The sequence below is a fragment of the Frankia sp. CgJB1 genome, from assembly GCF_977947065.1.
In genome coordinates this window covers 1-21,384 of record NZ_CDWTNB010000007.1, presented here as the reverse complement: position 1 = coordinate 21,384, position 21,384 = coordinate 1, and the positions used below count along the sequence as shown (strand labels likewise).

The 21,384-nt window shown below is 70.1% G+C and carries 21 protein-coding genes, 1 tRNA gene and 2 pseudogenes; 3 read left to right on the top strand and 21 right to left on the bottom strand.

Going from position 1 to position 21,384, the window contains the following annotated elements:
- Nucleotides 1-9: 9 nt before the first annotated feature.
- From AC08OT_RS01850 to AC08OT_RS01755, 20 genes and pseudogenes are all read right to left on the bottom strand, one after another.
- The gene (locus AC08OT_RS01850) at nucleotides 10-852 is read right to left on the bottom strand and encodes a F0F1 ATP synthase subunit delta (RefSeq protein WP_476591845.1); all 843 of its coding nucleotides are present in this window, start codon (nucleotides 850-852) and stop codon (nucleotides 10-12) included.
- 2 nt (nucleotides 853-854) lie between these two features.
- The gene (locus AC08OT_RS01845; RefSeq protein WP_476591844.1) at nucleotides 855-1,433 is read right to left on the bottom strand and encodes a F0F1 ATP synthase subunit B; all 579 of its coding nucleotides are present in this window, start codon (nucleotides 1,431-1,433) and stop codon (nucleotides 855-857) included.
- Between the two features lie 19 nt (nucleotides 1,434-1,452).
- Complete coding sequence (locus AC08OT_RS01840; protein ID WP_462186548.1) at nucleotides 1,453-1,701, bottom strand: ATP synthase subunit c family protein; 249 nt, start codon at nucleotides 1,699-1,701, stop codon at nucleotides 1,453-1,455.
- Between the two features lie 72 nt (nucleotides 1,702-1,773).
- A complete protein-coding gene (gene atpB, locus AC08OT_RS01835; RefSeq protein ID WP_476597034.1) occupies nucleotides 1,774-2,679 on the bottom strand; it encodes a F0F1 ATP synthase subunit A in 906 nt (301 codons plus the stop codon).
- 358 nt (nucleotides 2,680-3,037) lie between these two features.
- A complete protein-coding gene (locus tag AC08OT_RS01830) occupies nucleotides 3,038-3,331 on the bottom strand; it encodes an AtpZ/AtpI family protein (protein WP_476591842.1) in 294 nt (97 codons plus the stop codon).
- 13 nt (nucleotides 3,332-3,344) lie between these two features.
- The gene (locus AC08OT_RS01825; protein ID WP_462186547.1) at nucleotides 3,345-3,827 is read right to left on the bottom strand and encodes a Cg1360 family ATP-synthase-associated protein; all 483 of its coding nucleotides are present in this window, start codon (nucleotides 3,825-3,827) and stop codon (nucleotides 3,345-3,347) included.
- Nucleotides 3,824-4,933: an MraY family glycosyltransferase gene (locus AC08OT_RS01820; RefSeq protein ID WP_476591841.1), complete on the bottom strand. Its 1,110-nt coding sequence runs from the start codon at nucleotides 4,931-4,933 to the stop codon at nucleotides 3,824-3,826. The genes AC08OT_RS01825 and AC08OT_RS01820 overlap by 4 nt, the downstream gene beginning before the upstream one ends.
- 117 nt (nucleotides 4,934-5,050) lie before the next feature.
- Nucleotides 5,051-6,307: a serine hydroxymethyltransferase gene (locus AC08OT_RS01815; RefSeq protein ID WP_476591840.1), complete on the bottom strand. Its 1,257-nt coding sequence runs from the start codon at nucleotides 6,305-6,307 to the stop codon at nucleotides 5,051-5,053.
- A gap of 288 nt (nucleotides 6,308-6,595) precedes the next feature.
- The gene (locus tag AC08OT_RS01810) at nucleotides 6,596-7,246 is read right to left on the bottom strand and encodes an L-threonylcarbamoyladenylate synthase (protein ID WP_476591839.1); all 651 of its coding nucleotides are present in this window, start codon (nucleotides 7,244-7,246) and stop codon (nucleotides 6,596-6,598) included.
- Nucleotides 7,247-7,281: 35 nt separating this feature from the next.
- Complete coding sequence (gene prmC, locus AC08OT_RS01805; protein ID WP_476591838.1) at nucleotides 7,282-8,301, bottom strand: peptide chain release factor N(5)-glutamine methyltransferase; 1,020 nt, start codon at nucleotides 8,299-8,301, stop codon at nucleotides 7,282-7,284.
- A complete protein-coding gene (gene prfA / locus AC08OT_RS01800) occupies nucleotides 8,298-9,371 on the bottom strand; it encodes a peptide chain release factor 1 (protein ID WP_462186542.1) in 1,074 nt (357 codons plus the stop codon). Before prfA ends, prmC begins: the two co-directional genes overlap by 4 nt.
- Before the next feature lie 128 nt (nucleotides 9,372-9,499).
- Nucleotides 9,500-9,736 carry a 50S ribosomal protein L31 gene (gene rpmE / locus AC08OT_RS01795; RefSeq protein WP_476591837.1) on the bottom strand — a complete coding sequence of 79 codons (237 nt, stop codon included), beginning with the start codon at nucleotides 9,734-9,736 and terminating at the stop codon, nucleotides 9,500-9,502.
- Nucleotides 9,737-9,891: 155 nt separating this feature from the next.
- Nucleotides 9,892-11,562 (bottom strand): transcription termination factor Rho, encoded by a 1,671-nt coding sequence (gene rho, locus AC08OT_RS01790; protein ID WP_476602482.1) that lies wholly within the window; start codon nucleotides 11,560-11,562, stop codon nucleotides 9,892-9,894.
- 335 nt (nucleotides 11,563-11,897) lie between these two features.
- A pseudogene (locus AC08OT_RS01785) lies at nucleotides 11,898-11,942 on the bottom strand (hypothetical protein); the annotation flags it as partial.
- A gap of 703 nt (nucleotides 11,943-12,645) precedes the next feature.
- Nucleotides 12,646-13,773 (bottom strand): homoserine kinase, encoded by a 1,128-nt coding sequence (locus tag AC08OT_RS01780; RefSeq protein ID WP_476591835.1) that lies wholly within the window; start codon nucleotides 13,771-13,773, stop codon nucleotides 12,646-12,648.
- Nucleotides 13,770-14,903: a threonine synthase gene (gene thrC / locus AC08OT_RS01775; RefSeq protein WP_476591834.1), complete on the bottom strand. Its 1,134-nt coding sequence runs from the start codon at nucleotides 14,901-14,903 to the stop codon at nucleotides 13,770-13,772. The genes AC08OT_RS01780 and thrC overlap by 4 nt, the downstream gene beginning before the upstream one ends.
- On the bottom strand, nucleotides 14,900-16,183 hold the full coding sequence (locus AC08OT_RS01770) for a homoserine dehydrogenase (protein ID WP_476591833.1): 1,284 nt from the start codon (nucleotides 16,181-16,183) through the stop codon (nucleotides 14,900-14,902). The genes thrC and AC08OT_RS01770 overlap by 4 nt, the downstream gene beginning before the upstream one ends.
- Entirely contained in the window at nucleotides 16,180-17,583 is a 1,404-nt protein-coding gene (lysA, locus tag AC08OT_RS01765; RefSeq protein ID WP_476591832.1) for a diaminopimelate decarboxylase, read from the bottom strand. The genes AC08OT_RS01770 and lysA overlap by 4 nt, the downstream gene beginning before the upstream one ends.
- A gap of 102 nt (nucleotides 17,584-17,685) precedes the next feature.
- On the bottom strand, nucleotides 17,686-18,714 hold the full coding sequence (locus AC08OT_RS01760; protein WP_476602481.1) for a DALR anticodon-binding domain-containing protein: 1,029 nt from the start codon (nucleotides 18,712-18,714) through the stop codon (nucleotides 17,686-17,688).
- Between the two features lie 24 nt (nucleotides 18,715-18,738).
- On the bottom strand, nucleotides 18,739-19,125 hold the full coding sequence (locus AC08OT_RS01755) for a response regulator transcription factor (RefSeq protein WP_476591830.1): 387 nt from the start codon (nucleotides 19,123-19,125) through the stop codon (nucleotides 18,739-18,741).
- Between the two features lie 73 nt (nucleotides 19,126-19,198).
- Here AC08OT_RS01755 and AC08OT_RS01750 point away from each other — a divergent pair.
- Nucleotides 19,199-19,270, top strand: a tRNA-Arg gene (locus AC08OT_RS01750).
- Between the two features lie 238 nt (nucleotides 19,271-19,508).
- Here the strand turns inward: AC08OT_RS01750 and AC08OT_RS01745 are convergent.
- The gene (locus AC08OT_RS01745) at nucleotides 19,509-20,114 is read right to left on the bottom strand and encodes a helix-turn-helix domain-containing protein (protein WP_476591857.1); all 606 of its coding nucleotides are present in this window, start codon (nucleotides 20,112-20,114) and stop codon (nucleotides 19,509-19,511) included.
- Between the two features lie 136 nt (nucleotides 20,115-20,250).
- On the opposite strand from AC08OT_RS01745, the gene AC08OT_RS01740 reads away from it, so the two are divergent.
- Both AC08OT_RS01740 and AC08OT_RS01735 read left to right on the top strand, forming a co-directional pair.
- The gene (locus tag AC08OT_RS01740) at nucleotides 20,251-21,102 is read left to right on the top strand and encodes a hypothetical protein (RefSeq protein ID WP_476602480.1); all 852 of its coding nucleotides are present in this window, start codon (nucleotides 20,251-20,253) and stop codon (nucleotides 21,100-21,102) included.
- A pseudogene (locus tag AC08OT_RS01735) lies at nucleotides 21,095-21,384 on the top strand (hypothetical protein); the annotation flags it as partial. The gene AC08OT_RS01740 and the pseudogene AC08OT_RS01735, both read left to right, overlap by 8 nt.

Here is a 21,384-nt window from a genome sequence, read left to right as displayed (position 1 = left end):
ACGGCGCTCCTACCGAAGCAGGCCGCGCCGGGCGGTGGTGAGCCGGCGGAGAACGCTGCCGTCCACCACCTCGTCGCCGACCCGCACGACGACACCGCCGAGAACAGTTGGGTCAAGATCGGTCTGCAGCTGGATCTGCCGGCCGAAGTAGCCGCTGATCGCGTCGCGCAGGCGCTCAACCTGGCCGGCGTCCAACGGGATCGCGGTACGCACGACGGCCACCACCCGACCGCGCCGGGCAGCCGCGATGCGGCTGTAGTGCTCCAGCCGACCCGCGACGTCGCCCTGCGCCCGGTCGGCCACCGCCTGCTGAACCAGCTGGACAGTGACCGGGTGCACCCGCCCAACCAACAGCCGGTTCACCAACACGGCCTTCGCCGAGGCCGGCGCCGCCGGGTCGGTCAGCGCCAGCGCGAGCTGTGGGTTCTGGTCCAGGATACGGCCGAAGCGGAAAAGCTCGTCCTCCACCTCGTCGAGCGCACTGGTGACGTCAGCCTGAGCGAGTAGCGCCTCGACACTGAGCTCCTCCAGGGCCTGACGCAGGTCCCCCGGCCGCGACCAGCGGCTCTGCACCACGCTGTCGACCACTTTCAGGGTGGGCTCGCTGACCTGGCCGGCCAGCAGCCGGCGGGCGAGCCCGACCCGCGACGACCCCGGGGCCCCCGGGTCGGTCAGTGCCCGGCGCACCGTCGCTTCCCGCCCGATCAGGGCGGCGACCGCACGCAGTTCCTCGGCGATCCGGTCGGCGTCGGGAACCCGCGCGGCCCGTCGCGGGCCACCCACCGGGATCGCCGTCACCTGGTCGAGAACGGCACGGGCCACTGCCAACGAGCGTCGGCTGGCGCCCTCCACCGTCAGCCTCCCAGCCCGGACGCGGTGCTGGCCGGCCGCGGCCCGGTCTCCAGACCCGCGATGAAGTCGTCGACAAGCTGACGCTGCCGGGCGTCGTTCTGCAGCTCATGCCCGACTATCTTGGTGGCGAGCTCGACCGCGAGCGTGCCGACCTCGCGCCGGACCTGGGCGACGACCTGCGACCGCTCGGCCGCCAGCGACGCCTCGGCCCGATCGCGCAACTCGGCGACCTCCCGCTGGGCGTCGGTCCGTAGTTCGTCGATGATTACCCGCGCCTGGGCGTGCGCATCCTCCCGGATACGGGCCGCCTCGGCACGCGCCTCGGCGAGCTGGGCACGGTACTGCTCGAACAGCGCCTGCGCCTCACGCTGGGCCTGCTCGGCCCGACGCAGTCCGCCCTCTACGCGTTCGGTCCGATCGGCGTAGGTCTTGCGGATCTGCGGATAGATCTTCCAGAAGAAGAATCCAACCAGGACACCGAAGGCCAGCAGCCCGACGATCAGTTCAGACAACGGCGGCACGAGGACGTTTTCCTCGTGCGTGCCCACTTCCTCGGCGGCGAGGATGACAGAGGAGTACACCTGATATCCCTGTGCCGGATCAGGTGAACACGAAGGGGACGACGAAGCCGATCAGAGCCAAGGCCTCGACCAGCGCGAACCCGATAAGCATGTACCGGAAAGCAACCTGCTCCGCCTCGGGCTGGCGGGCGATCGCCTGGATGCCGAGTCCGAAGATGATGCCGACGCCGATACCGGGACCGAGAGTGGCGATGCCGTAGGCGACCGTCCCGATGTTGCCGCTGATGGCGTCTTCAGCGGCCAGCAACGTGGACGCGGTAAGAGACATCGTGAAATCCGTCCTTCTAAAGTCGGTGCACCGGGACCGTCTCCGCGGTGCGGGTACGTCGAGAGGAAGATGTCAGGCCCGTGCCACCGCCGGTTGCGCCGGCGTGGCAAACGAAGTCGTCTCCGAGCTCGGTTCGTGCCCGTGGACCGGTGGATGGTCCGTGGCGTGATCACCGCCACCGTGCGACGAGATAGCACCGCCGATGTAGGCGGCCGTCAGGATGGTGAAGATGTACGCCTGCAAAAGGTCGATCACCAGTTCGAAGCCGGTCAGGACGACGAACATCAGCCCGGAGAAGATGCCGAAGATGAACTGCGGCTTCGGTAGCAGGTAGTCGGCCCCGAGCGCGAACACCAGTAGCAGCATGTGGCCGGCGAACATGTTGGCGAAGAGCCGGATGGCGAGGGTGGCCGGCCGCACGACGAGGGTCGAGAAGAACTCGATCGGCGCCAAGATCAGTTTGACACCGAAGGGCGCGTCCGGTGCTGGTACAAGCATGTCCTTGAAATACGCTCCGGCCCCGTGCTCGCGGATTCCGACCACATTGAAAATGGCCCAGCTGATCAGAGCCAAAATCATCGGCAGAGCAATACGCGAGGTCGTCGGGAACTGGGCCACGGGGATGATGGCCATGACGTTCGAGACCAGGATGAAGCAGAAGAGGATCATCAGGTACGGCGAGAAGACCCGGCCACGCTCCCCGATGACGTCTCGGGAGATCTGCTGGTCGACGAAGTCGTAGATGGACTCGCAGAAATTCTGGAGCCCCCGCGGGACCAGCGCGGCCCGACGGAATCCAAGCCAGAGGAAAAGGCCCACGAAGATCGCGACGAACAGGGTGAGTGCCGACCACTTGTTGAAGTAGAGGTCACCGATCTCAAACCAGTTCTTCGGCCTGAAAACCTCGGAAGTCGGCCCGTGGAAGCCGTCGTCGGCCGCCGCGAACACCGAACCGCTCGACACTTCCGACACCTCCATGATCATTCAACAACGTCAAAGTTCGCAATCACCTACGACCAGGTCGGCCTCACCCTATACGGGTGGGGCCCCTCCGGGTAGAGAAGCGAAAGCCAGGCGGCCACCGCTTGCATCCCGATCCCTACCCTCCACCCACGAGGCCCCGTCAGGGCCCGTCCCAGGCGGAAGCGAAAGGGGACAACCAGCGGCGAGCGGCACCCAGGGCGCCTGCCCGACACCGCCGATGCTATCCGCCTGGACGCCGCGAGGCATCAATTACACACGAGAGATCTTCGACAAACTGTCGAACATCACCGTCCGTAAATTTGATGGCAATTTTGTTACCTAGAGTGACTTGACTTCCATCTACACACCGTCATCAACGGGCACCGAAGCGATAAATGACCAGGTAGAGTGCTCCCGCAATTCCGACAATCAGTCCAATGGGGAAAAAAAGGACTTGAAACCCCAGTAGCCGATCAAGGCCAAAACCGGCCAGTCCCCAGAAGCCGGCTCCCGCCACAAGCGTGCCCACGATGCCCCAGGCCTCGCCGGCGGGCGGCGCCAGTGCGCGGCCCAGGTTGCGACCCGGGCCCTCGGGCACCCGCGAGCCGCCACCGCCGGTCCCGGTCGAGCTCTCCCCCGACCGGTCGTCCGCGCTCTGGTCGGGCATGGAACCCACCTCGTCACCGCCCCTCGACCGGCGCCGGCCCGGCCGCCGGCCCCTGCGGCACGTCCGGCTCGGCCTCGGCGCTCGGCACCGTGGCCGGAATCCCCGGTTCGTAGAACGGCACCCGCAGCCGGGCCGCCGACCACACTTCGGCGCCGACCCAGCACAGCGTGCCCGCCACGATTGACCAGGCGAACGACGGCAGATTCACGGCGGTGGTGCCCTCCAGGGCCACCAGGACGACACCCAAGGTCACGACCTTCACCGCGTAGACGCCCAGCGCGACCGGCAGCAGCGCCGTCGTGCCGATCCGCCGGCCGATCGCCACCAGTGCCACCTTGCCCGCCGCGAAGAAGGTGCTGACCAGGCCAACTCCCAGGGCCGCGCCGAGGAAACCCGCCCCGCCCCGCGCCACCCCGGCAATCACGAGCGTCGGCACGGCCAGCGCGAGCATGGTCCACAGCCCGGCGCGCAACGTCGGCGCCGCGACGCCGGTCACGCCCGCCGCCCCGTACGCTGGGTGCCGAGGAGCAGGGCTACCAGGGCCGCGAGGCCCACTCCGACGGTGGCAACCAAGATTGGCAATGGGGAGTCGGAGAACGACGCGGCGACACCTCCGAACCCGACCAGAGCCGCCCAGAAGTACATGAAGAGAACCGCCTTCACGTGCGAATTACCGATTTCCAGCATACGGTGGTGGAGATGCATCTTGTCCGCCGCGAACGGCGAGCGCCCCGCCCTCGTCCGCCGGACGACCGCGAGCCCGAGGTCGAGGAACGGAACGGCGAGCACGGCCAGGGGTATCGCCAACGGGATCAGCGACGGGTACGACCGTGAGGGTCCAACGTAACCCCCGTAGGCCACCTGACCGGTCACGGAAATCATCGATGCGGCCGACAGCAGGCCGATGAGCATCGAGCCCGAGTCCCCCATGAACAGCCGGGCCGGATTGAAATTGTGCGGCAGGAACCCGATGCAGACCCCGGCGGTCACGGCGGCCAGGAGCGCCGCCGGGGAGGCCCGGTAGAAGCCGTTGATCACTGCGATCTGATAGGCGAAGTAGAAGGTCGCGCCGGCGGCGATCGCCGCGACACCCGCCGCGAGGCCGTCCAGGCCGTCGATGAAGTTCATCGCGTTGATAAGCACGACCGTGGCGAGGATGGACAGCGGGACCGCGGTCTCCGGTCCCAGGCTCAGCGTCGTCTCGCTGTCCCGATCGATCGCGAACGTCCATTGGACACCGAGGAGCACCATAATGCCGGCCGTGGCGACCTGCCCGGCCAGTTTGGTCAGGGAGTCCAGTTCCCATCGGTCGTCGGCGACGCCGAGCAAGCAGATCAAGGTGCCGGCGACGAGCACCGCCCGGATCTCCGACCAGTCCTGGGAGACCACCGACAGGAACGGCAGGCGGTCCGCCACCCCGAACCCGGCGTAGAGCCCGGCAAGCATGGCCAGGCCCCCCAGCCGGGGCGTCGGGGTGGAATGGACGTCGCGGGCACGTACCCCGGCGACGGCACCGATACGCATGGCGAAGACGCGTGCCACCGGCGTGGCGAGAAAGGTCACCGCCGCCGAGACCACGAAGACGAGCAGGTACTCGCGCACCGTCGGGCATCTCCCGCCTGCCGGACCCGAATCCGGCTACTGCCGCCTGCTCACGCCTGCTGCCGCCTACTGACGCGGCTGTGCGGAACCTCTTGATTCCCTACCGCGGATCGGCCCCTACCGCGGATAGGCCGGATGCCGGGCGACAAGCGCGGACACCGCCGCCGCCACGTCGGCGGCGGTGTCCGGCTCACGCACCGCGTGGGCGATCAGCCCCGCGATCTCCTTCATCTCCCCCTCGCCCATCCCCTGGGTGGTGACCACCGGGGTTCCTACCCGGATGCCGGAGGAGATCGCGGGCGGCTGCGGGTCATAGGGAATGGCGTTCTTGTTCAGGGTGATGCCGGCCGCGTCGCAACGCGCCTCGGCTTCCTTGCCACTGACCCCGAGTTCCCGCAGGTCGAGCAGGGCGAGATGGGTGTCGGTGCCACCGGCGACGGGCCGGATGCCCTCGGCAGCGAGCCCGTCGACGAGCCGCTGCGCGTTGGCCACCACCTGGCGAGCGTACTGCGCGTAAGCGGGCGAGGCCGCCTCCCGCAACGCGACGGCCTTCGCCGCGACCGCGTGCATCAGCGGGCCACCCTGGCTGAACGGGAACACGGCCTTGTCGATGCGGGAGGCCAGCTCCTCGCGCGCGAGGATCATGCCCCCCCGCGGGCCGCGCAACACCTTGTGGGTGGTAAAGCTGACGACGTCGGCGTAGGGCACGGGGCTCGGGATCGCGCCCCCGGCGACCAGACCGATGAAGTGCGCCGCGTCCACCATCAGCCACGAACCAACCTCGTCGGCGATCGAGCGGAACGCGGCGAAGTCGATCAGACGTGGGTAGGCCGTCGCCCCACAGATGATCATCTTGGGCCGGTGCTGGCGGACGAGCTCCCGCACCTGGTCGTAGTCGATCAGCTCGGTGTCCTCCCGCACGCCGTAGGCCACCACGTTGAACCACTTACCGGAGAAGCTCACTTTGCTGCCGTGGGTGAGGTGACCGCCATGCGGCAACGACATCGCCAGGACTGTGTCACCGGGCGTGAGTAGCGCCGCATACACCGCGAAGTTCGCCGACGAGCCCGAATGCGGTTGCAGGTTGGCGTGCTCCGCGCCGAAGAGCTGCTTCGCCCGGGCGATGCCGATCTCCTCGGCCCGGTCGACCACCTGGCAACCGCCGTAGTAACGCCGACCCGGATACCCTTCGGCGTACTTGTTCGACAACGTCGAGCCCAGCGCCGCCAGCACCGCCGGGGACGTGAAGTTCTCGCTCGCGATGAGTTGCAGGCCGCCGCGCAGCCGGTCCAGCTCATCGAGGACCACCTCCGCGATCTCCGGATCCGTCGCGCTCAGCTGGTCGAAGTCCGGGCCCCAGAACGGGGTGCTCATGACGTTCCTAACCTCCTGCGCTAGAACGGCGACCGCGCTGGAACGGCAACCGTGCCACAACCGGCAACCGATGACCGGTGCCGCCGCGCGGGCGGCCCGGTCACCCCATGCTCCTCTGGCCCGGGAACACCATCCACCCGGATCTACCCGAAGCCACCCGCTGTGACCATCGCCCCCGCGACCCGGTTCAGGATCGTACGGGACTCTCCCGCCGGGACGATCAGCGGCGTCAGACCCACCCCACGCCGGCCCGTCCGGACCGTCCGGGCCCGGCTCCAGTTCACGGGCTCACCGGTTCACGGGCTCCCGGACCAGCGGCAACACTGCACGCAGCGCGGTGAGATCAATCGCACCGCTGCGCAGTACAACGGGCACCTCCTCGGTGCAGTCGACGATGGTCGAGGGGACGGCGGCCGGGCACGGTCCCCCGTCGAGATAGACACCCGCGGCACCGCCGAGCTGGTGCAGCGCCTCGTCGATCGTCGTCGCCGGAGGCTGGCCGCTGATGTTCGCGCTGGAGACGGCCATCGGCCCGGTCCGACCCAACAGCTCGATCGCCACCGGGTGCAGCGGCATGCGCACCGCCACCGTGCCCCGGCCCTCCCCGAGATCCCAGCGCAGCGACGGGGTGTGCCGGACTACCAGCGTCAGCCCGCCCGGCCAGAATGCGGTGATCAGCTCCCGGACCTGGGGAGTCATCCGCTCGATCAGCCCGTCGAGGGTGCGCCAGGAGCCGACCAGGACCGGGACCGGCATGTTCCGGCCACGCCCCTTTGCCGCCAGCAGCGAGGCCACCGCGTCCCGGTCGAAGGCATCGGCGCCCAGCCCGTAGAGCGTGTCGGTGGGGAGCACAACCAGCCCACCCCGGGCGACGGTGCTGACCGCCGCGTCGAGACCGCGGGCCCGCTCCCGTTCGTCGGAGCAGTCGAAACGTTCCATTGCCCGTCCTCTTTCTCAAGGATCAGGGTTCGTCCTCAGGATCGGGGCTCGCGGGACGCCCCGCGCTGGCCGGTGACGAACCGGTCCCGGCCGGCCAAGTCCCGATGATCCGCCACGTGCGACCAGCGGCCATCGGCGCGAAGCAGCTCGGGCGCCGACACCCCGTGGCCGTCGGCGTGTTCGATGACGAGTAGACCGCCTGGCCGCAGGAGCCGCGCCGCCACCCCGACAACCGTGCGCACCACGTCGAGCCCGTCGGGCCCTCCCCACAGGGCGCGGGCCGGATCATGCTCGCCCACCTCGGGCTCCACCGTGTGGCGGTCGGAGTCGGGGAGGTACGGCGGATTGCTGATGATCAGGTCGACCGTCCCGGCGAGCCGGGTGAACGGCTCGGGCAGCGCCGCGGCGATGTCGGCTGCGTGCGCCGTCACGGGAAGACCGGTGTCGGCAATGTTGCGTCGCAGCCAGACCACCGCCGCCGGGTCGACCTCCACGGCGTGCACCCTCGCGCCGGGCAGCTCCGCCGCCAGGGACAGCGCGATCGCCCCCGAGCCCGCGCACAGATCGACGCACAACGGTCCCGGCTGCCGGGCCCCGGTGAGCCCGGCAGGCCCGGTGAGCTCGGTGAGCGCCCATTCGACGACAGACTCCGTCTCGGGCCTCGGGATGAAGACCCCGGGGCCGACGGTGAGCTCGAGGTGGCGGAAGCCGGCGACACCGGTCAGGTGCTGCAGCGGCACCCGTTGCGCACGCCTGGCCACGAGCTCGTCCAGCCGCCGCGCCGCTACCGCCGTGACGTCGTCGAGCAGTGCCAGCCGGCCGCGGGGCACCGCGAGCACGAAGGCGGCGAGCTGCTCGGCGTCGGCACGGGGGCTCGCCACCCCGGCCGCACGCAACCGGTCGGTCGCCGCCGCCAACCACGCGCCCAGCGGTGTCAGGTCGGCCGCGTGGCGCACCGGGCTCAGGGGATCCGCGGAGCCCGAATGCGGGGACGCGCCCCGGCCCGGCTGCTCCGTGCCCCGAGAGCGCCCCTGCACGGCCGACGGACCGGTCATGACGCCTGAGCCGCCAGCCGCGCGTCGAGGTCCGCGGCGGCCAGCGCGTCGAGGACCTCGTCGAGCTCCCCGTCGAGCACCTGGTCGAGGTTGTGTGCCTTATAGCCGACCCGATGGTCGCTGATCCGGTTCTCGGCGAAGTTGTAGGTCCGGACCCGCTCCGACCGGTCCACCGTGCGGACCTGGCTGGCACGCGCCAGCGACGCCTCCGACTCGGCCTTCTCCCGGGCCGCCCCGAGCAGGCGGGCCCGCAGGATCCGCAGCGCGGACTCCTTGTTCTGTAGCTGGCTCTTCTCGTTCTGGCAGGAGACGACCACACCGGTCGGGATATGGGTGATCCGGACCGCGGAGTCCGTGGTGTTGACGCTCTGCCCACCGGGGCCGGACGAGCGGAACACGTCGATGCGCAGGTCGTTCGGGTCGATCTCGACATCAACCTCCTCGGCCTCCGGAAGCACCAGGACCCCGGCCGCCGAGGTGTGGATACGTCCGGCGGACTCGGTGACGGGCACCCGCTGGACGCGGTGCACCCCGCCCTCGAAGCGCAGCCGGCCGTAGACGCCGTCCCCGGGGCCCGCGGGTCCCCGGGCCTTCACCGCCACGCTGACATCACGATAACCGCCGAGGTCGGAGGGGTTGGCGTCGAGGATCTCGGTTTTCCAGCCGCGCCGTTCGGCATAGCGCAGGTACATCCGGAGCAGGTCTCCGGCGAACAGCGCCGATTCTTCGCCACCGGCGCCGGCCTTGACCTCGAGGATGGCGTCCCGGGCGTCGTCCGGGTCAATCGGGACGAGGTAGGCCCGCAGTCGGTCGTTGAGCCGGGCCAGCTCCCCGCCGAGATCATGGACCTCGTCCCGGAACGACGGGTCCAGCGCCGCGAGCTCGCGGGCGGCAGCGAGGTCCCCCTCCACCCGGTCGAGCTCGCGCGCAAGATCCACGACCGGGGCGAGCTGCGCGTAGCGACGGCTCAGGGCGCGCGCCTTCGCGGGGTCGTTGTGCACCGCCGGGTCGGCGAGCTGCCCCTCGATCTCGGCGTGCTCGGCGATCAGGCCGTCGAGCGGGGACGTCATCGTGGTTCCTTCGCACGTCATGGTCCTGGAACACGTCACGGTTCCGGGAGAGGGTCGGTGGGACGGGTACCACCCGTCCCAGACGCAAACGGCGCCCGTCCGGAGTCCGAACGGGCGCCGCGGCCAAGCTACTTCGCGCCGCCGACCTTCTCGCCGGGGCGCCGCCGACCGAACCGGCGCTCGAACTTCTCGACCCGGCCGCCGACGTCGAGGATCTTCTGCTTGCCGGTGTAGAACGGGTGGCACTGCGAGCAGACCTCGGCGTTGACGACGCCGTTCTCCTTGGTGCTGCGGGTGGTGAAGGTGTTCCCGCAGGTACAGGTGACCGTCGTCTCGTGGTAGGTCGGGTGGACGTCAGACTTCATGATCCCTCTTTCGAAGTGGCCGCCGGGTCGTCGTCTCGCGTGGACGACGTGAACCGGAGCCGGTCTGCTGCCAGTCTGCCAGAGGCTGGGTGCACCGACCGCCAGCCGATGCCAGGGGTCCCCACACTGCGCCGAAGACGCCGTGTGGGGGAAGGCTAATCCTGAGGCGGTGCGGTCTTGGCGATCTGCATCAGGAACTCGTAGTTCGTCCTGGTCTGCTTGAGCCGGTCGAGCAGGAGCTCGAGGGCCTGCTGAGTCTCCCTGGTGTGGAGCACGCGACGCAGCTTGTGCATGATCGCGAGCTCGTCCGGGGCAAGCAGGATCTCCTCCTTGCGGGTACCGGAGGCGTCAACATCCACCGCGGGGAAGATCCGCTTATCGGCGATCTTGCGATCAAGTTTGAGCTCGGCGTTGCCGGTTCCCTTGAACTCCTCGAAGATCACAGTGTCCATCGTCGAACCGGTCTCCACCAGCGCCGTCGCAATGATCGTCAGAGACCCGCCGTTCTCGATGTTGCGGGCCGCGCCGAGGAACCGCTTCGGCGGGTAGAGCGCCGTCGAGTCGACACCACCGGACAGGATACGACCGGAGGCCGGGGCAGCCAGGTTGTAGGCACGGCCCAATCGGGTGATCGAGTCGAGCAGCACGACGACGTCGTGGCCCAGCTCGACCAGGCGCTTGGCCCGCTCGATGGACAGCTCGGCAACATTGGTGTGATCGGCCGGTGGACGGTCGAAGGTGGACGCGATGACCTCGCCCTTGACCGACCGCTGCATGTCGGTGACCTCCTCCGGCCGCTCATCGATGAGCACGACCATGAGGTGGACTTCCGGGTTGTTCGTCGTGATCGCGTTCGCGATGGACTGCAGCACCATCGTCTTACCCGCCTTGGGCGGGCTGACGATCAGGGCCCGCTGCCCCTTGCCGATCGGCATCACGAGGTCGATGACCCGCGTGGTCAGCATGTGGGGCTCGGTCTCCAGGCGCAGCCGCTCCTGGGGGTAGAGCGGAGTCAGCTTGGTGAACTCCGGCCGGCCGCGCGCCTCCTCGGGCTCCATCCCGTTGATGGTGTCGAGCCGGACCAGCGCGTTGTACTTGTCCCGGCGCTGCTCGCCCTCCTGCGGGGCGCGGACGACACCGGTGATGGCGTCACCGCGGCGCAGCCCATTGCGACGCACCTGGGCGAGGCTGACGTAGACGTCGGTCGGGCCGGTCAGGTACCCGCTGGTCCGCACGAAGGCGTAGTTGTCCAGAACGTCGAGAATGCCGGCGACGGGGACCAGGACGTCGTCCTCGCGCAGGACCGGCTCGTTCTCGCTCGGGCCAGCCTGCCCACCGCGACCGCGGTTACGACCGCGTTCCCGGAAGCGGCCCCGCCGGCCACGAGCGGCGAAGTCGTCCTCGCCTTGTCCCCCTTGCCCCCCCTGCCCGGGCCGGTCGCCGCCGGAACGCTCTGCCCCGGATCGGTCACCCTGCTGGGTGCGGTCCACGCGGCTGGGACGATCAGCGGCCTGACGGTCCGTACCGGAGCGGCGGTCCGCGCCTTGGCGGTCCGCCGTGACACGCTCGCCACCGGCCTCACCGCCCTGACGGTCGCTCGCGCTCACCCGGCCGTTGTCGGCGGAACGATCCCGACGGTCCTCCCGGCTCCGGGGACCGGCATCGGTCTGACGGTGGGACGCGGCGGCCGGCGGAGCCGACGCGGGCGCCCCGGTCGGCTGGGCGGACACGGTCGGCTGGGCGGACACGGTCGGCTGGGCGGAAGCCACGGCGGAGGCGGCCGATCCGGCCCGGGCATCCGTAGCCGATCCGGCCCGGGTCTCCACGACGTGTCCCCGGCCGCCGGTTCGGGGAGGGCCGGCTGCTCGACGGCGGGGGTCGCGGCCGCCCGAGAGGCCCCACGACGGGAACGGGTGCGGGTAGCGGTGCCGTCCGGGCCGGCAGCCTGCCGGGACACCCGCGGCGCGGGAGATATCTCGCTCGCAGCCGGGACCGGTCCGGCGGACGAGGCCGGCCCCGATTCCGCCGGAAGCGGCGCAAAGGCCGAGGAGGCCGCGGGGGCCGAAGAAGTCCCTGGGGCGGGCGCGGCCGCGGACTCGTTGTTCTGCAGGTTCTGGATCGCGGCGATGAGCTGGCCTTTGCGCAACCGGCCCACGCCCTGGATCCCCAGGGACGAGGCCTTGGCCTGCAGTTCGGGGAGCAGCATCGCGGACAGACCGGTGCCCTGCCGGCGGCGTCGGGTCACGGCCGCACCTTCTCCGGCCGGAGAAGGTGCGGGGAGAGCGGTCCGGGTGGTACGGCCTGCGCGCGAGTCACCGTTCCCGGTGGGCTCAGCGTTCCCGGTGGGCTCAGCCGAGATGGCGTCTACGGACGAGATGCCCGCCGCCAAGTCGCTCTCCCGGGGCGATGCAGGCGTCACGGGCGGCGCAGACTCACGTGCGCTCTGCGGCAGCACGTTGGTGGTGTCGCTCAAGGTTTTCCTTCCCTGAAGGAACTGGCTCCTGGTGAGCCGGGCGTTGCTTGTGGACCTTCTTCGCCTGCACACATGCCGGATGAAGGGGTATACAGCACCGGATGGGCGAGCATCGCGCCCGTGTACGGCGCCAGCGGCCGACTGCCGCGAGCGAACTCGCCGATCCCGCCTGGGGAGTGCCGGTGTGGAGCCGAGGCAACGACGACGAAGGCTTATACACCGGAGCCCCGAACCATGTTCCATCTGGCGAGACCAGAGCGGCACGGCGGGAGCGAGCACGCGCCGCGGTGGCAGCGGGTGCAGTCACCAGACTATCCAGCGGCAGACACCTCGGCAACAACCTTGAGACGTCAGGACTTCCCGATGTGACACACAACCGCGAATCGGGAGCTCACAGCGCCAGCCGTCGCAGCGGATCCCACCGCGGGCAACCGGGTCATGGCGCCGCGGATCGACATCGGATGACGCGTGCACCGCGTCTATCCACCGGCAGCGGGACGACGGAGAACCCGGCACCCGCCACATCCACCGCCGCCGCGGCCTGTTCACCGCCGACGGCGAGGGCGATGACGGATGGCCCCGAACCGGACAGGGCCGCCGCGATCCCCCTGCCGCGCAGCCGACCGACGAGGTCTGCCGACGCCGGGACGCCGGGGAACCGGTAGGGCTGATGCACCAGATCCTCGGTGGCACGCAGGAGTGCCTCGGCACGTCGGGACGGCTGCCCGGCTGCCGGCTCGGCTGCCGACATCGTCAACGCCAGCAGCGCGGCCCGACCGAGGTTGCGGGCAGCGTTGGCGAATGGAACGCTGCTCGGCAGCGCCCCGCGCGACTGCTCGGTCGACTGTCGTATCGCGGGGATGAAGATCACGGGTCTCAGCTCGGCGAAGGGATCGACGCGCAGGGACCGGGCACCGTCGCCGTCCGGCCACGCAACGGTGAAGCCCCCGCTCAGCGCCGCGGCGACGTTGTCCGGGTGCCCCTCGATGGCGCTGGCGAGCCGCAGCATGCCCGCAGGCCCGAAGAAGCCGGCTCCGGACGCCGCGCCGGACGCCGGGCCCGGCTCGGGCGCGTCATCGGACACGGAGTCCGCGCCGGCGTCGAAAACGGCATCGGCGTCGAAGGCGGGCCCGAGGTCCGGCTGCGCGAGCGCGGCGGCGGCGACGACCCCGGCGACGATCGCCGCGGCCGAGGATCCCAGCCCGCGGCCGTGCGGGATCCGGTTGACGCAGTGCAACGCGAGACCGGGCTGCGCCCGGCCGAGGGTGTCGAAGGTCGCCCGGATCGCCCGGACCACGAGGTGCGTCTCGTCCCGGGCGACGACGTCCGTGCCGACGACGTCGACGGTGAGGCCGGATCGGGTCGTCTCGACATCGACTTCGTCATACAGGCCTAATGCCAAGCCGAACGCGTCGAAGCCAGGGCCGAGATTCGCGCTGGTCGCCGGCACCCGGACCCGGACCCGCCGCGACACGCCGTCGGCGGCGGTGACCGGCCCGGACCGACCGGCCCGCTCGGCGAAGGCTGCCGTCCCGCCTGGACACGGGGAGAACCGAGTGGTCACGAGCGCCGCAGCCCCAGCGCCTCGGCGGCGCCCGCGACGGTCGGGCGGATCGTTTCCGGCCGGGCCGCGCCGCTGATCGCCCAGTCAGGGTCCTTGAGCCCGTTGCCCGTGACGGTGCACACGACCTGCTCGCCGGGTTCGATCCGGCCGGCCGCCCGCGCCTTCAGCAGGCCTGCGACGCTCGCGGCGCTGGAAGGCTCCACGAAGACACCCTCCCTGCGGGCCAGCAGGCGGTAGGCGGCGAGGATCTCCCGGTCGTTCACGGCGTCGATCAGACCACCGGAGGCCTCCCGCGCCTCGACGGCGAGACCCCACGAGGCCGGGTTGCCGATGCGGATCGCCGTGGCGATCGTCTGTGGCGAGGTCACCACCTCGCCCCGCACGATGGGCGCGGCACCCGCTGCCTGGAAACCGCACATCCGCGGGCGGCCGCTGGCGATCCGGTTGTTCTCCTCGAGGTAGCCCCGCCAGTAAGCGGTGATGTTGCCGGCGTTACCGACCGGCAGGCAGTGGACGTCCGGGGCCCGGCCGAGCGCCTCCACGATCTCGAAGGACGCCGTCTTCTGCCCCTCGAGACGGAAGGGGTTCACCGAGTTGACCAGGGTGACCGGCGAGGTGTCGGCAAGTTCGCGCGCCACCCGCAGGCAGTCGTCGAAGGAGCCATCGAGCTGCAGCAGCCGGGCCCCGTGGACAAGCGCCTGGGCGAGCTTGCCCAGGGCAATCTTCCCGCTGGGCACCAGCACCGCGCAGGTGATGCCGGCGCGGGCCGCGTAGGCGGCGGCCGACGCCGAGGTGTTGCCGGTGGACGCGCAGATGACGGCCTGGGAACCGGCGCCGACAGCCCGGCTGATGGCCACCGTCATCCCGCGGTCCTTGAAGGACCCAGTCGGATTCGCCCCTTCGATTTTGAGATGAACCTCACATTCGGTGAGGTCGGAGAGATGTGCCGCGGGCAGCAGGGGCGTCCCGCCCTCACGCAACGTGATGACGGGTGTGTCGTGCGCGATCGGCAGACGGTCCCGGTACTCCTCGATGATTCCCCGCCACGGCCGGTGCGGCCGCTCGGGCGCCGCGGACAGCACCGGCACGGCCAGCTCGTCCGCGAGCGGTGTAGATGACGTCGTGGTCACGGCTCACCTCCCTCAACCCGTATCACGCCGGACACCGCCCGGACACCTGCGAGACCGCGGAGCTCCTCGACGGTGGCGGACAGTGCCGCGTCCGGGGCGGCATGCGTCACCAGGACGAGGCTCGCGTCGTCGCCGCGGCCGTCCTGACGAACGCTCCTGATGGACACATCGTGACGCGCGAACGCCCCAGCGACCGTCGCGAGTACGCCGGTCTTGTCGGTGACGTCGAGATTCACGTGATACCTCGTCACGGTACGGCCCATCGGCAGCACAGGCAGCGCGGCGTAGGACGATTCACCAGGGCCGCGACGGCCGGCGATACGGTTGCGCGCGACCGCGACCACATCCCCGAGCACCGCCGAGGCGGTCGGCGCTCCGCCGGCACCCTGGCCGTAGAACATCAGCTGGCCCGCAGCCTCGGACTCGACGAACACCGCGTTGAAGGCCTCCCGCACCCCGGCCAGCGGGTGGGTGCGCGGGATCATCGCCGGGTGGACCCGCACGCTGATCCCCTCGGTCTCGGCCGAGCGTTCCGCCACCGCGAGCGCCTTCACGGTACAACCGAGCTCCCGGGCGCTGGCGATGTCGGCGGTGGTGACCTCACCGATGCCGACCCGGTAGACGTCGTCGATCGTTACCCGGGAGTGGAAGGCCAGCTGGGCCATGATGGCCGCCTTCGCGGCCGCGTCAAACCCATCGATGTCGGCGGAGGGATCGGCCTCAGCATATCCGAGCGCACCGGCCTCGGCGAGTGCCTCGGTGAACGACGCGCCGGTCTCGTCCATCCGGGTCAGCACGAAGTTGGTCGTCCCGTTGACGATGCCGAGCACCCGGTGCACGCGATCCCCGGCCAGGCTCTCGCGCAGCGGGCGGATCAGCGGGATGGCCCCGGCCACGGCGGCCTCGTAGTAGAGATCGGTGCCGGCCGCGGCGGCCGCGTCGTGCAGCGTCGCGCCGTCCGAGGCCAACAGGGCCTTGTTCGCGGTGACCACCGACTTACCCCCCCGCAGGGCGGACAGCAGCCAGGAGCGGGCCGGCTCGATGCCGCCGACGAGCTCGATCACGATGTCGACGTCGTCCCGGGCGACGAGGCCCGCCGCATCCCCGGTGAACAGCGCCGGATCCACGTCGAGAGCGCGGGTGCGGCCCGGCCTGCGCACCGCGATCCCGGCGAGTTCCAAGGGAGCCCCGACCCGGGCGGCGAGATCGGCGGCGTTGGCCTGCAACAGCCGGACGATCTCGCTGCCGACAACCCCACAGCCGAGCAACGCAATCCTCACCGCGCCACCTCCGGGGAGGCCGGGCCGGTGCCCGGCTCGACAGTCAGGCCCGGACCGGCGTCCAGGCGCAGCAGGTCGTCCTCAGTCTCCCGCCGGACGATGATCCGGGCCGCGCCGTCACGCACGGCGATCACCGGTGGACGCGCCACATGGTTGTAGTTGCTGGCCATCGACCGGTGGTAGGCGCCGCTGGCGGGAATGGCCAGCAGGTCACCGGGCCGGACGTCGTTGGGCAGCGGCACGTCGTGGGCGACGACGTCCCCGGACTCGCAGTGCCGGCCGACGATCGTGACGACGTGTGTCGTGGCCAAGCCGGTCCGGGAGACTAGCCGGGCGGTGTAGCGGGCGTCGTAGAGCGCCGTGCGGATGTTGTCGCTCATGCCGCCGTCCACGCTGACGAAGGTGCGCAGCCCGGGCAGCTCCTTGACGGTGCCGACCTCGTAGAGGGTCACCGTCGTCGATCCGACGATGGCCCGTCCCGGTTCCACCGCGAGGCGCGGGACGGTCAGGCCCGCGGCGGCGCACTCCTTGCCGACCACGGCGGTCAGCCGCTCGGCGACGTCAGTGACCTCCAGCGGGGCGTCCTCGCCGGTGTAGGCGATACCGAGGCCACCGCCGAGGTTGAGCTCGGGCAGTTCGAGGCCGTGGGTGTCGCGGATGCGCGCGAGCAGGCCCACCAGGCGGTGCGCGGCCAGGCCGAACCCGGCCGTGTCGAAGATCTGCGAGCCGATGTGCGCGTGCAGGCCGACGAGTTCGAGGGAGCCAGCGGCCGCGAGCACGCGTTCCACCGCCTCGGCCGCCGACCCGCCGGCCAGCGAGAACCCGAACTTCTGGTCCTCCTGCCCAGTGGAGACGTAGTGATGTGTGTGCGCCTCCACGCCCGGGGTGACGCGGATCAGCACGCGCTGGCGCCCGCCCGCCTCGGCGGCGACGGCTGCCAAGCGGGTGATCTCGGCGAAGGAGTCGATGACGATCCGCCCGACGCCATAGCCGACGGCCGCCCGCAGTTCCGCGACGGACTTGTTGTTGCCGTGGAAGAGCAGTCGATCCGCCGGGAAGCCGACCGAGCGGGCCACTGCGAGCTCCCCGCCCGTACAGACGTCGAGATTCAGGCCCCCCTCATCCACCCAGCGAGCGACCGTGCGGCACAAAAAGGCCTTGCCTGCATAGTAGACATCACACTCGGCGAACGCCCGCCGCCAAGCCGCGCACCGGGCCCGGAAGTCGGCCTCGTCGAGAACGAAGGCCGGCGTGCCGAACTCGGCAGCCAGCTCGTCGACCCGGATCCCACCGATCCGCAGCACGCCGTCGGCGTCCAGCCGGGCCGTGGCCGGCCACAGATTCTCCTCCAACGGCTTCTCCTCCAACGGCACCACCGCTGGGCTGTCGATCTCGCTCATCTCGCCTCTGCCTGCCTCATGCCGCCTGTTTCACGCTTGCCGATTCCGACCGGCTCGTTCCCGAACCCGCCCGGACGCCCGGACGGTCGGACCGACCGCTCGTCACATCCGCTCGGGGGCGCTGACCCCGAGCAGTCCCAGGCCGTTCGCGAGCACCACCCGGGTTGCCGCCACGAGCAGCAGCCGCGCACCGGTGGCCGGACCGGGCTCGGCGTCGCCCTGCGGAAGCACCCGGCAGGAGTCGTAGAACCGGTAGTAGACCCCGGCAAGTTCCTCGAGATAGCGGGCGAGCCGATGGGGGCCGCGCAGCCTCGCGGCGGACTCGATCACTCGGGGGAACTCGCCGAGCGCGCGCAGCAGCTCACCCTCCCGTGGCTGGGTCAGCAGGACGACGTCGACCGGCTCGGTCGCGGCCGTGAGGCCCAGGGACTCGGCGTTGCGCAGCAGCGAACTGATCCGCGCGTGGGCATACTGCACGTAGAAGACCGGGTTGTCACTGGTCTGGCGGGCCATCAGGTCCGGATCCAGCTCGAGCGCCGAATCCGGCGAAGAGCGGACCAGCCAGTACCGCGCCGCGTCGGCCCCGACCGTGTCGGCCAGGTCGTGCAGGGCCTGCTCGGACGCCCGGCGGTCGTAGTAGTACTCCGTGCCCACCTCGAACCCGGCCGCGGGCCGGATGCGCCCCAGGGCGTCCCCGACGGCCGCCCAGCGCGCCGAGGCCAGCGTCACCGGGCCGGTCGGGCTCGCGCTGACGAACTCCAGATTGACCCGGACACCTCGTGGCCTGACCGCCCGGCCGTACCGGTCACCAGCCGACACCACCGTGCGGGCGATCTCCCCGAGGGCGGCGTCGGCCAGCCGGAAGTTGAGGAACCCCGGGCCGGCGACGTCCACGGCGGCGAGCTCGCTGTCGGTGGCGAGCCGCCGGGCCAACGTCTCCGCGACGGCGCGCGGCGGACGACGAGCGGCCCTAGCAAGCTGGAGCGCGACCGGGGATGCGTAGTCCCCGTGCTCGGGCGTCTTCGGCCGCTCCACCGTGACGGCGGTCGGCACAGTCACGTCCAAGTCGCCGTCCGCGACCGCGCGGCCGATGGCCGTCACGATGGCGTCAGCGAGATCGGCGGGGGTCATGACGGCGATGTTATCGGCGCCGGGTCAGACCGGCTGGCCGGCAGCCAGCCGCTGGACCACGCCGATGAGTTCGTCCGGGTCGAACGGCTTGGTCAGGTAGTAATCCACCCCGACCCGCACCCCACGCTTGACGTCGGCCTCCTGGGCCCGGGCGGTCAGCATAATCATCTTGATGGCGGCGGTGTCCGGTTCCTCCCGCAGCCGGGCGGCCACGTCCCAGCCATTCATCCTCGGCATCATGATGTCCAACGTGATCACCTGTGGGGCGACCTCGCGCACCATCTCCAGGCAGTCCACGCCGTCTACGGCGGTATGGACCTCAAAGCCCTCCAACTCAAGGTTGACGACCACGAGCTGACGTATCACCGCGTCGTCGTCGACGACGAGGACTCGGGGGGTGGCAGCGTACACACCGGAAGCTTACGGCGACCCGGATTCCCGATCCGGCGTTCCGTCCTGGTAACGTAGGCCCCGTTGACCCGGGGCCCCCGTAGCTCAGGGGATAGAGCACCGCCCTCCGGAGGCGGGCGCGCAGGTTCGAATCCTGCCGGGGGCACGTACAGCATCCACGCAGCGAGGTGACTGGTCGGCTACTGTACGGAGCGCGGAGGCTTCGCGGAGGTGCCGGCAATCACTTCCGCCAGATCGGCAACCTGATCAAGGTTGATTGCTGAGATTTTGCTCATTCGCCTTCCTCGCCCACTACGCCCGGTTCTCCCTCGAATCCCTCGCCCGCTGACGGCAGCAGACCCCGCGCGGCCCCGCCGCCCGGTGGCACGGAGGGATGAGGCGCTTCAGGTGTCGTCGCTGGTGACTGCCTCGCGGGCGAGGAGGAGGATCTCCTCGTCGGTGAGCGTGGCAATGTGCTCCAGCAACTCCTGGCGTGGGTTGGCTAGCTCAGGCTGAGGGGCGGGTACCCGGGCATCGGAGTTCTGCGTGGTGGCGCGCCGCTGCCGGTGCTGGACGTATCCCGCGACCAGGCTGCCGGCGGCGACTGCCACGACGCTGCCTGGGAACAGTGTTCCGGTCGCCTGGGCCGCAGCCGGGATCGAGCGCCGCGGGATCCCGACGGCCATGATCGAAGCCATCGGAGTTACAGCTCCGACAAGTTTCAGCGCGGCCTGCGCGCCCGCCCCGGTGGCTGCCGCCCTGAGTAGACATCTGATGAGTTCGTCGCTGGTGGGGGCGGTGCTGGCGTCGAGCAGCGCCGCGCGGGTCATCAGCTCGGCCGTGCTGACCTGCAGGACCTTGGCGAGAGCGGCCAGCTTGGGCGGGGACGGACGACGAGCACCCTGCTCGATCTTGTCCATGTAGAGAGGGGTGATGCCCGCCTGTCTGGCCAACTCGGCTCGGCTCAGGCCGCGGGCCTCCCGTGCTTCCTTGATGGCGGCGCCCAGCACACTCAACCTGTCCAGAGTAGCACGTACGCACAGAACTGGATCAAATCTCGCCTTATTGACACCCACATCGGATTACCCGACCGTGGGAAAGCGATCTACTACGGATCGTTCTTGCTCAGAAGACAGGAGACTCGTTGTGGATGAGCTCCGACCGAGCGTCGAGGACGCCGCGATGGCCAGGTTTACGACTCTCGTCCTGGAGCTGCAGGCGATGGCGCACGGGGAGACCGAGATCTTCGATGCGCAGTTCGATCGGCGGATCGCGGCGGCTTCTCTGGGCGACTTCGGGGTGAACCTGGATACCATCAAGGCACTTGTTTCCCGGTTGGCCACGACCACTAACCCGGACGTCAACGCGGATAGCGAGAAGCCTGTGAACAGGGTGCTCGCCGAGCTGGCAGCAGGGCTGGCAGCGGCTGACCGGCACCTGGTCGAGTTTGTGAAGGCGACGATCAAGGAGATCGAGGAGTTCCTCAACGCCGAGGCGGAAGCCGCTGGCACTGAGCCGGTCAACGTGGAGCTCAAGGACCCCGCAGGTGAGGTCGTCGAGCTGGAGGACTCCCTTCTGTGGAAGCTTATACGTGATGAGCTCCGCGACCAGATCATCGCCGATCTCATCGCTGCCGGCGGTTATGTGGCAGCTGTTCGGGAGTGGCTCAAGAGGAACGCGGCTCAGGCCGCTGCGGCGGTCCCTGCCGGTGCCGGCATCGCTGCGGAAACGGCCGCAGCGGGGGGAGGCGCGGGAGCTGCGGTTGTTCCCGCGGCCTGGCTCGCTGCACTGGTCGGTGCCGGGTATCTCGGCTACAGGACATCTGGGGCGACGGTCCGTGCGGGACGGAAGGACGCGGGCCTGATCCTCAACAGCGCGACGGCGAAGTTCAAGCACCGCCGTGTTCCCGAACTGGACGACGCCGTGGCCAGCACGCGGAAGGACACGATCGACCAGCTTCGGACCACCGGGCTGGCGGAGAGGCCCTGCCGTGGTTAGGGATGGCCGTAAGCGTGCGATGGGAGCGTTCAAGGCCGGCGTCGGAGGTGGGGTAGGAAAGGCCGTCGGCGGTGTAGTCGGCGCGCCGGTCGGGCCGACGACGGCGATCGCCGGGGCGGCGTTGGGCGCGGGCGCCGGCTATCTGGCGGGCGAGGCGGTGGAGACCGGTATGGAGAAGGGGGTCGAGGCTGCGGGGAGAATCGCAGACGACCTGCGCACATTCGCGGAGACGGTGGCTATCATGAGCGCTGGGACGGTCTATGCGGCGGCCGACAAGGATTT

Coding starts and splice junctions, on each gene's coding strand:
- AC08OT_RS01815 (WP_476591840.1), bottom strand. CDS start 6,307: ATGAGCACCCCGTTCTGGGGCCCGGACTTCGACCAGCTGAGCGCGACG.
- AC08OT_RS01810 (WP_476591839.1), bottom strand. CDS start 7,246: ATGGAACGTTTCGACTGCTCCGACGAACGGGAGCGGGCCCGCGGTCTC.
- AC08OT_RS01760 (WP_476602481.1), bottom strand. CDS start 18,714: ATGACCCCCGCCGATCTCGCTGACGCCATCGTGACGGCCATCGGCCGC.
- lysA (WP_476591832.1), bottom strand. CDS start 17,583: ATGAGCGAGATCGACAGCCCAGCGGTGGTGCCGTTGGAGGAGAAGCCG.
- prmC (WP_476591838.1), bottom strand. CDS start 8,301: ATGACCGGTCCGTCGGCCGTGCAGGGGCGCTCTCGGGGCACGGAGCAG.
- prfA (WP_462186542.1), bottom strand. CDS start 9,371: ATGACGTCCCCGCTCGACGGCCTGATCGCCGAGCACGCCGAGATCGAG.
- rpmE (WP_476591837.1), bottom strand. CDS start 9,736: ATGAAGTCTGACGTCCACCCGACCTACCACGAGACGACGGTCACCTGT.
- AC08OT_RS01840 (WP_462186548.1), bottom strand. CDS start 1,701: ATGTCTCTTACCGCGTCCACGTTGCTGGCCGCTGAAGACGCCATCAGC.
- AC08OT_RS01830 (WP_476591842.1), bottom strand. CDS start 3,331: ATGCCCGACCAGAGCGCGGACGACCGGTCGGGGGAGAGCTCGACCGGG.
- atpB (WP_476597034.1), bottom strand. CDS start 2,679: ATGGAGGTGTCGGAAGTGTCGAGCGGTTCGGTGTTCGCGGCGGCCGAC.